The following is an 8,334-nucleotide window of genomic DNA, read 5'->3' as shown; positions in this document are numbered from 1 at the left end:
TCTTGGCGGTGAATTTACCGCCAAGATGGCGGCGTTACGTAAGTCTATTTGTAATTATTATAGGGGCAATCTTCCTGCGATTGCCCCGCATCTTCGGGGTGAGCAGGGGCGCTGAACTCTACAATTTTTGCACTTAGCAACTTGGTTTACCTATATACAACACGAGAAGAAGCAGGTATATAGAGAGGAGCTCCATAAGGAATAGGAACATTTCCAGCAATGATATTCCGTAGAGCAATTTGTACGCTAGGTGTGGCAATACCATCAGCATAAATTCCCATACGCTGCTGCTGAAAACGTTTCACAGCCCATTCAGTATCATTTCCAAATACTCCATCAATAGCGCCGGGAGTAATGCCTAGACGTGCCAATTGAGTCTGGAGTTCTCTAACCGCAGGGCCACGACTATTTCTTCCCAATGTGAAAAGGGTAGTGAAACCTTGTCCGATGGGAATTGTTGAGGAAGGAATAATAGGGGGATTGGCATAGGAAATTTCCCTAATCCCCAGATCTATAGCAGCTAGGGTACTACTGTCCGCACAGCCAGTAGGTACGAGGTTATTAGCTTGCTGAAAACGGGTGACTGCACTAAGAGTGCGCTCGCGGTATTTACCATCAACAGCACCATAAAAGAAGCCAAGAGCTTTTAACCTTTGTTGAAGGAAAGTTACGTTTTTATCTCCAAAACGTAACCCCTGACAAGCTCTGATAGTTGTGCTTGTATTTGGAGTTTGACCTATTGGATATGAGGGATAGGGGTTGTAACCTTGTGTGGGTGTCGGATAGGGCCCCAAACCCAGGTAATAGAGGGTCAAATTGTCAGCTATGCCAGTCGCCGAGAGTCCTCTCGCTAGCTGAAATTGCCTCACAGCCTCTTGAGTAATGCTGCGATAGTAGGTAGTTGGGGTTGTACCTATCGGGAAGTAACCCTGTGCTTGCAATCGTTGCTGAAGCGCTCTTACCTGTTCGCCGTTAGATCCTGGTCTGAGTTCAGCATTAGCTGAGCTAGCTATGCTCAAAACTGATAATACCAAAGCCAGAGATAACAAGCGGATGTACGTTTGGCTAGATAGCTTTTTCCAATTCAATCCCTCAAGCAATTTCGGCTCCGTAGGGCTTTCAGAGACAAGAGCAAGTTCAAGGTAAGCAAATGAGTCCATAAATTTTTCCTGCAAAAATTTGGCTAGTGGATATCTGCTGACTCAAAAATACAGAGATTTTGAGCTGCTACTTATCTGTCAATGTCTTGCCCTACCTTTTTATGCAAAAGATCGGTTTTTGTAAAGGAACTTTACAAAACTGGCTGAGGAGTAAGCTCCTAACTTTTGACACCGAGAGGGGTAAAGCCCATAGGGGGTACGATCTAATATTTTATTTGCTTACGGTCGAAAATCAAATAAATTAATTGTGAAACTCCCCGCCCTTGGGAGTTTGTCGTGCATGGTAAACATCAGGGCGGGGAGCTAAAAAGTAGTAGACGTGGGAAAGTTTAAATTAAGCCAATGCGATCGCAAATTACAGCCGCTACTGCTGCAAACGCTGTAATTCCCAGAGCTACGAGCGGGTGTTGACCTTGACTTACTGCAAATGACGTGACAACGCCAGCTCCTAAAGCAGCGGTGACAGCAGCTTTGACCAAATCTTCATCGGAACGCTTGCCGTACATAATTTTTAATCCTGGCTAGTTTTTTATCGGGTGATTTACTGCGATCAAACGTATCACCCCGATCGCGGCTGCGGTTAAAATTAACAAGATATTGCAATTAAGCTTTAGATTTAGCTAAGTTTCTTAACAGTATTAAGTTTTGAGTCAGGAGTAAGGCTCTTAAGCGGGCGAAACAGATGGGCGCGATCGCCTGGTAGTTGTTGAGCAAGGAATTAAAAATTTAAAGATTATAATAGAGTAACAAAATTAAACCAAAATTTTAGTAGTGGTTAAAGCCGCTTATTATAGAAGAAATCGGCTTTAGCCACTACTACGAAGTTGAACATTTATTTGTGTTCGCCATTGAGTTAACAGTTCTTACCAATTATTACCAATTTTATGCTACCTCAACCCAAAAAAATCTGGAATCCTCAACACTGGGCAAGCTGGAAACCCTTTGGACTTGGCGAACAATACCCGAATAATTATTGGGAAGTTTTTCGAGCCGCCTGGATGAGTCGCGATAATTTACCCTATGCTTGGGAAGTTTTAAACAAAGGTGTTTGTGACGGCTGTGCCCTGGGAACTACGGGCATGAAAGACTGGACTTTAGACGGACTTCACGTTTGCAATGTCCGCTTACGATTGCTGCGGATGAATACAATGCCCGCCTTCGATTATCGCTTATTAGAAGACATATCACAACTGCAAGGTAAAAAAAGTTCGGAATTGCGAGATCTGGGTCGTTTGCCTTATCCAATGATTCGTAAAAAAGGAGATAAAGGGTTTACAAAAATCACATGGGATGAGGCATTAGATACAATCGCTGAGCGAATTAAAGCGACAACACCTGACCGCCTAAGTTTTTATATTACCAGTCGCGGCACAGTTAATGAAACTTACTATGCCGCTCAAAAAGCAGTGCGGGCAATGGGAACAAATAACATCGATAACGCCGCCAGAATTTGCCATTCGCCGAGTACAGCCGCGCTCAAATCTAGCATCGGTGCGGCCGCTACCACTTGCTCTTATAAAGACTGGATTGGCACAGATTTATTAGTCTTTATTGGTTCTAATGTAGCCAACAATCAACCAGTAACAGTTAAATATCTCCACTGGGCAAAGAAAGCCGGAACTCGCATCCTTGTGATTAATACTTATCGAGAACCGGGAATGGAGCGCTACTGGGTTCCTTCTATTATTGAAAGTGCCATTTTTGGTACTAAATTTGCTGAGGATTTCTTCCTGGTAAATATGGGAGGAGATATCGCATTTTTGAATGGAACTATTAAGCATATCATCGAAAATAGTTGGCAAGACAATTCATTTGTAGAACGTTATACTACCAACTTTAAAGAATTACAAGCTTCTGTGGAAAGCCAATCCTGGGAAGAATTAGAACAGATTTCTGGCGCTTCTCGCGATGAAATGTATGCCTTCGCCAAAATGGTAGGAGAAGCAAAAAAAGCTGTATTTGTTTGGAGTATGGGTATTACTCAGCACGAGTGCGGCGAAGATAACGTCCGTTCGATTATTAATCTAGCATTAACTAAGGGATTTGTCGGTCGAGAAGGCTGTGGTTTGATGCCAATTCGGGGACATTCTGGCGTACAAGGTGGCGCTGAAATGGGATGTTATGCGACGGTATTTCCGGGTGGGAAACCGATTAATCCTGAGAATGCTGTTCAACTTAGTAAACTTTGGGGTTTTGAAGTTCCTACAACTAAGGGATTAATCGCTTCTGATATGATTAATGCTGCTGCTGAAGAGCAATTAGATGTGCTGTTTTCTGTAGGCGGAAATTTCTTAGAAGTGTTACCGGAGCCCGATTATGTAGAAGCAGCGTTGAAGCGCGTACCGCTGCGGGTTCATTTTGATATTATTTGTTCGAGTCAGATGTTAGTTGAACCTGCTGATACAGTGGTATTACTACCTGCAACTACTCGCTATGAAGTACCGGGAGGAGTGACAGAAACTAGCACAGAAAGAAGAGTGATTTTTAGTCCAGAAATTCCTGGATCGAGAATTGGCGAAGCGCGTCCCGAATGGGAAGTATTTATGGAATTAGCAAGGCGTGTGCGTCCAGATTTAGCGGATAAAATTGGTTTTGTTGACACAGCAGAAATGCGCCAGGAAATTGCTTTAGTTAATCCCCAGTATGCGGGAATTCAACATTTGAAGGAAGCGGGAGATCAATTTCAATATGGCGGTTCCCATTTGTGCTTTGGCTGGAATTTCCCAACAGCAGATGGTAAGGCTCATTTTTCGCCTTTGTCTCTGACTCAAAAGGTATTGCCAGAGGGTTATTTTCTGGTAGCAACTCGCCGGGGAAAACAGTTTAATAGCATGGTTCAAGAAAAGAAAGATGCTATTACTGGTGCATTAAGGTCAGCAGTTTATATTAGTAATTATGATGCTGAAAAATTAGGTTTGAAAGAGGGTGAAGCGGTGATTTTGAAGAATGAATTAGGGGAATTAAAGGGTCAAGTTTATTTGGCAAATATTAAGCCGGGGAATTTGCAGGTGCATTGGCCGGAGGGGAATGTGTTGTTAGATAAAAATAAGCGATCGCGCGAAGGTGTACCCGATTATAATGCTATAGTCCGCTTAGAAAAGCTTTAATTGCGATCGCGACTCCGGCTCATAAACCCGTTTCTAGCCTCTGCGTGCGTAAATCTTACACTACAAAGCTTCTATCGGCTTTGAGATTTTTGAGCGATCGCTCTTGACAGCCATGTATTATCAATGTAGTATTAAAGTGACTGGAGAGAGCGGATCTCAATTCCTACCGCGAAAAAAAAGCAAAATTTAGAGAAAAACCTATGCAACCTATTCGACAAGGCGACGTAATTTTAACGCCAGTACAGGAAACTGAGGGGCAAAAAAAACCTCACCTCACACTCGCTGAAGGCGAAGTAACGGGACATTCTCACCGCATTATTGACGGCAAGGCTGAGCTTTATGAAAAAGATGGAACTCTCTATTTGCGAGTGCTTTCGCCGACAGCTTTGTTGAGTCACGAAGAACACAATCCTATTTCAATTCCTAAAGGTAATTGGATGGTAAGAATTCAGCGAGAATATGAGCCGCAAGGTTGGCGATATGTGGCGGATTAAAGTTAAAAAATTGATGCCTGAGTAAGAAGCTTTAATTGCAGTTACTCTGGAAAAGTCGAGTGCGATCGCAGTCTTTAATATTGTGTTGCGATCGCTCCCAAACTGTGAAAATAATCAAAATGGTAATTTATAAAGCATAGCTTTACTTTTTTAGTTGTGAATTATTGAGAAAAATAAAGCTATGCTCTTTGAGAGAGTCCTTCAGAATATGATTAAAAAACTTCAGCCTGAAAAAGAAGCACTGTTTCCACTTCACGGTGAAAAGTGGAGAGTTTACAATGAAAAGTGGAAAGCAATTGCGCTTTCCACTGACAGAATTGACCGCGATAAAGCAAGGGAAGCAGTAAGAAAAACTTATGCTTTGATTAAACAGCCAGAGCCGAAAGTGCTTTTTTCTGATAGCCCTTATCGAGTGATAGAAACAGTTTATCAGAGTGGCTTAAACAGTCTGGGCTACAAGCTAGATAGAGAAATAGATATCCATCTTATTCAACCGTTGACAAATTCACTTGTAAGAAATTCACATAGATACTTGCTGAGTGGCACTAGCGAGCTTTGGAATCATCACAGCAATCAATTTTCAAGGCAAATGTTGAGAGAGCCTGGTTTACAAGCTGTGATATCTATTGATCCTGGAGAATGGCTTCACTATGCTTGCGTCTTTGATTTTTGCTATTCTGTTTTAAATTGTAATTGCGATTTAGGGCTATGGAATATATTTCAATATCTCGTTAAAAATTGTGCTTGGATTTATCCGTTTGAAAACGCTTGTATTGTCTGTGAGCGCCCTACAAAGATATCCTTTGACAGTGAAGAGCGTCTCCACGCAGAAGGAGAACTTGCTGTTGAGTTTGCAGACGGAAATGGCATCTACTCCAATCACGGCGTGACATTACCTGAAAAATATGGAATTCCCCCTCACAAGTGGCCAGCAAAATGGCTTTTAGAAGAGTATAATGCTGAATTGAGGAGAGTGCTAATTCAAGTAATTGGTTACTCTCGAATTGCTCAAGAACTACAAGCTAAACAATTAGATACTTGGCAAGAGTATACTCTATTAAAAATAGATTGTGCCGATGTTGAGCCACTTTATCTATTAAAAATGACTTGCCCTAGCACTAAATTTATTCACGCTTTGCGCGTACCTCCTGATGTAAGATCGGCTAGGGAAGCAATTCGCTGGGTGAATTGGGGAACCGATCCAGAGGAATTTAGCGTGCAAACATGAAAACAATTACCGGGAGTAAAACTAAAGCAACAGTCTGGGTAGTAGAAAAGGGTAAAATCCTCCCTCGATTAGACCAATTAACTACTGAAGAACCTTTAGAGATCCGCTTAGTTTCACCAAAACAAACCGTAGCGGTGACAATGCGAACTCCCGGAAATGACTTTGAACTCGCCGCAGGTTTCTTGTACGGCGAAGGCATTGTTAGCAACCGCGAAGATATCCGCCGGATTAGCTATTGCCTAGACTCAAAAGTAGACGGAGAACAGCGATATAATATTGTTAATGTAGAACTCAGAGACGGCTTAATTCCTGATTTACAACCGCTAGAGCGACATTTCTATACAACTAGCGCCTGTGGAGTTTGTGGCAAAGCTAACTTAGAAGCATTACGCCTACTGGATTTTCCCGCAATACCAACAGGCCCAGAAATTTCAGCAGATTTAATTTACACTTTACCCGATAAACTAAAAGCAGCTCAGCGAGTATTTTCAAGTACCGGAGGACTCCACGCGGCTGCTTTATTCGATATTAATGGACAATTGCTCTCGGTGCGCGAAGATATCGGCCGTCACAATGCTTTAGATAAATTAATTGGTGCAGCTTTCTTGAATGGGGAATTACCATTTAGCGATCGCATTCTCTTAGTTAGCGGACGATCTAGTTTTGAGATATTGCAGAAAAGTCTTGCTGCTGGCGTGCCTATAGTTTGTGCAGTTTCCGCCCCTAGCAGTTTAGCAGTTTCCCTAGCTCAAGAATTTGGCATTACTCTGATTGGATTTTTGCGCGGTGAGCGCTTCAATTTGTATGCTGGAAAAGAGCGGATATTATTATTAAATTTTTAATTTTTAATTTTTAATTTTTAATTCTTTAGAGAGTGTGCCAGTTTATAGGGTGGAATACAGGTTTCCCAATATTGATGTCACAGATCATAATAGAAATAAGCCCACCACTGCGGGCGGGCTCAGCTCATGCCAGCTTATGTATCGCTAGGCAATCGGGTCTCAAAGGATGTAGACGTTAAACTTTAGAAAAAGATCCAGTTTGTAGGAAAAATTTCTCACACAAAAGTTTAGCTCTAGTTATCCCACTACAGAGGGGGCGATCGCGCATTGCGGTTGTCCTCTTACTGTATACCAGAATACTACTGATTTCTCCCTTGCCAAACGGTCAAAGCCAGCGACAAACTACAAGCTAATTAGCTGAATCGATCGCTTTAAGTACAGCAGAACCTTCTTAATTTGACCTTTTTAATTCGTTCTCTTAGTGGTAGTAGTACCTATCTACTTTCGTCCCCCGACGGTAATCGTATCTCACCACAACAGTATCCGGGTATAGGATGCGAAGGGTGTCACGATAATGCACATGACTCGGTTTAGGATAGGAGGAACTCGAAGAATACGAACAGTTAGTTCCTCGTCCACCATTGATAGTTGCTGACTCGCTGGAGAGAATCTCCGCGAATAGTGAATTCTTCTGAGTGAGATCCATGATTAACTCCTCGATCGTGCTTTTGAAAAAAAGTTGCTTTAGCATTCGGCTGAGTTTGCTTAACTCAGCGAAATGTGATTATCTCTTCTAGCGCGATCGCGTGGATCTGGATAGCTAGGTTACACGATATGTTAATATATGCAAATCAGCAATAAAGTTTGTTGTATAAGTCTTGAGTCTTATTTCTTCTTATAAAACATTTTTGTGAAATAAAAAATTAATCTATGTCTCATCAAAACTCTACTGTCTTAAATGTTGAAGAAGCGCAAAAAATCATTCAAGATTTCACTTGCTTGAATATGAAATCTATTGATTCTGATTTACAAAAAGACGCACTCCGTCAGGCTATTTTGCTACTAGCAAATCAGTCAGATTACCAGATGCTAGGAGTTTGTGCTGATTCAACAGCAGAGGGATTTTTAGCGCTAGAAACCTATTTAAAAGCTTTAGGCTATGAGGCAAAGCTTGACTCTAATGCCGTCGCGTCAGTTGAAGGGTCTGTTTATATCAAGTTTAATACTTTGAAAGGGTCGTATTATGTTGATGGCTACAATGGAAGTTATCGCGGTGTATTAGTTTCCTGCCAATCTTCTGAAGCTGGAGGTATTAACGGTACTTACGGACATTTACCGCTCAATTTATTTGTTTAATTGGTTAGTTGTTAGTTGTTAGTTGTTAGTTGTTATGTAGACGATCGCAATTATAGCAGATTGCAGATAAAGAGAAGATACTAATACTTATTCAACAATTCTAGCGATCCCAAATCCGGCTTTACTACCCCCTTTATTGTCATTGCGAGCGAAGGTCGATCTGTCATTGCGAGCGAAGCGAAGCAATCGCGGAGACTAGGCGATTGC

8 protein-coding genes are annotated in these 8,334 nt (G+C 41.8%); 5 read left to right on the top strand and 3 right to left on the bottom strand.

What is annotated here, in order from left to right; genetic code table 11:
• Window positions 1-146 precede the first annotated feature (146 nt).
• Window positions 147-1,160, bottom strand: coding sequence for a peptidoglycan-binding domain-containing protein (locus tag PN499_RS00770; protein WP_272029675.1), 1,014 nt, complete (start codon window positions 1,158-1,160; stop codon window positions 147-149).
• A gap of 329 nt (window positions 1,161-1,489) precedes the next feature.
• Complete coding sequence (locus PN499_RS00765) at window positions 1,490-1,666, bottom strand: hypothetical protein (protein WP_007356626.1); 177 nt, start codon at window positions 1,664-1,666, stop codon at window positions 1,490-1,492.
• A gap of 378 nt (window positions 1,667-2,044) precedes the next feature.
• On the opposite strand from PN499_RS00765, the gene PN499_RS00760 reads away from it, so the two are divergent.
• The 4 genes from PN499_RS00760 to fdhD all read left to right on the top strand — a co-directional run bounded on the left by PN499_RS00760 (window position 2,045) and on the right by fdhD (window position 6,831).
• Window positions 2,045-4,267, top strand: coding sequence for an FdhF/YdeP family oxidoreductase (locus tag PN499_RS00760; RefSeq protein WP_272029674.1), 2,223 nt, complete (start codon window positions 2,045-2,047; stop codon window positions 4,265-4,267).
• Between the two features lie 200 nt (window positions 4,268-4,467).
• Complete coding sequence (locus PN499_RS00755; RefSeq protein WP_272029673.1) at window positions 4,468-4,761, top strand: hypothetical protein; 294 nt, start codon at window positions 4,468-4,470, stop codon at window positions 4,759-4,761.
• 208 nt (window positions 4,762-4,969) lie between these two features.
• Window positions 4,970-5,989 carry a DUF6745 domain-containing protein gene (locus PN499_RS00750; RefSeq protein WP_272029672.1) on the top strand — a complete coding sequence of 340 codons (1,020 nt, stop codon included), beginning with the start codon at window positions 4,970-4,972 and terminating at the stop codon, window positions 5,987-5,989.
• Entirely contained in the window at window positions 5,986-6,831 is an 846-nt protein-coding gene (gene fdhD / locus PN499_RS00745; RefSeq protein ID WP_272029671.1) for a formate dehydrogenase accessory sulfurtransferase FdhD, read from the top strand. The genes PN499_RS00750 and fdhD overlap by 4 nt, the downstream gene beginning before the upstream one ends.
• Before the next feature lie 418 nt (window positions 6,832-7,249).
• Here fdhD and PN499_RS00740 read toward each other — a convergent pair whose 3' ends face one another.
• Window positions 7,250-7,522: a hypothetical protein gene (locus tag PN499_RS00740; protein ID WP_272029670.1), complete on the bottom strand. Its 273-nt coding sequence runs from the start codon at window positions 7,520-7,522 to the stop codon at window positions 7,250-7,252.
• A 179-nt stretch (window positions 7,523-7,701) separates the two neighbouring features.
• Between PN499_RS00740 and PN499_RS00735 the strand changes: the two genes are divergently transcribed.
• A complete protein-coding gene (locus tag PN499_RS00735) occupies window positions 7,702-8,127 on the top strand; it encodes a DUF1824 family protein (protein WP_272029669.1) in 426 nt (141 codons plus the stop codon).
• The last annotated feature ends 207 nt before the right edge of the window (window positions 8,128-8,334 follow it).

Source organism: Kamptonema animale CS-326 (genome assembly GCF_028330895.1).
GTDB lineage: Bacteria > Cyanobacteriota > Cyanobacteriia > Cyanobacteriales > Microcoleaceae > Kamptonema > Kamptonema formosum.
Note: the sequence above shows the minus strand (reverse complement) of the source record. Positions and strands in the feature narration are given on the sequence as shown.

Bases quoted from the DNA above. Each gene is read 5' to 3' on its own strand.
- PN499_RS00755 (WP_272029673.1), top strand. From the start codon at position 4,468: ATGCAACCTATTCGACAAGGCGACGTAATTTTAACGCCAGTACAGGAA.
- PN499_RS00770 (WP_272029675.1), bottom strand. From the start codon at position 1,160: ATGGACTCATTTGCTTACCTTGAACTTGCTCTTGTCTCTGAAAGCCCT.
- PN499_RS00765 (WP_007356626.1), bottom strand. From the start codon at position 1,666: ATGTACGGCAAGCGTTCCGATGAAGATTTGGTCAAAGCTGCTGTCACC.
- PN499_RS00740 (WP_272029670.1), bottom strand. From the start codon at position 7,522: ATGCTAAAGCAACTTTTTTTCAAAAGCACGATCGAGGAGTTAATCATG.
- fdhD (WP_272029671.1), top strand. From the start codon at position 5,986: ATGAAAACAATTACCGGGAGTAAAACTAAAGCAACAGTCTGGGTAGTA.
- PN499_RS00750 (WP_272029672.1), top strand. From the start codon at position 4,970: ATGATTAAAAAACTTCAGCCTGAAAAAGAAGCACTGTTTCCACTTCAC.
- PN499_RS00760 (WP_272029674.1), top strand. From the start codon at position 2,045: ATGCTACCTCAACCCAAAAAAATCTGGAATCCTCAACACTGGGCAAGC.
- PN499_RS00735 (WP_272029669.1), top strand. From the start codon at position 7,702: ATGTCTCATCAAAACTCTACTGTCTTAAATGTTGAAGAAGCGCAAAAA.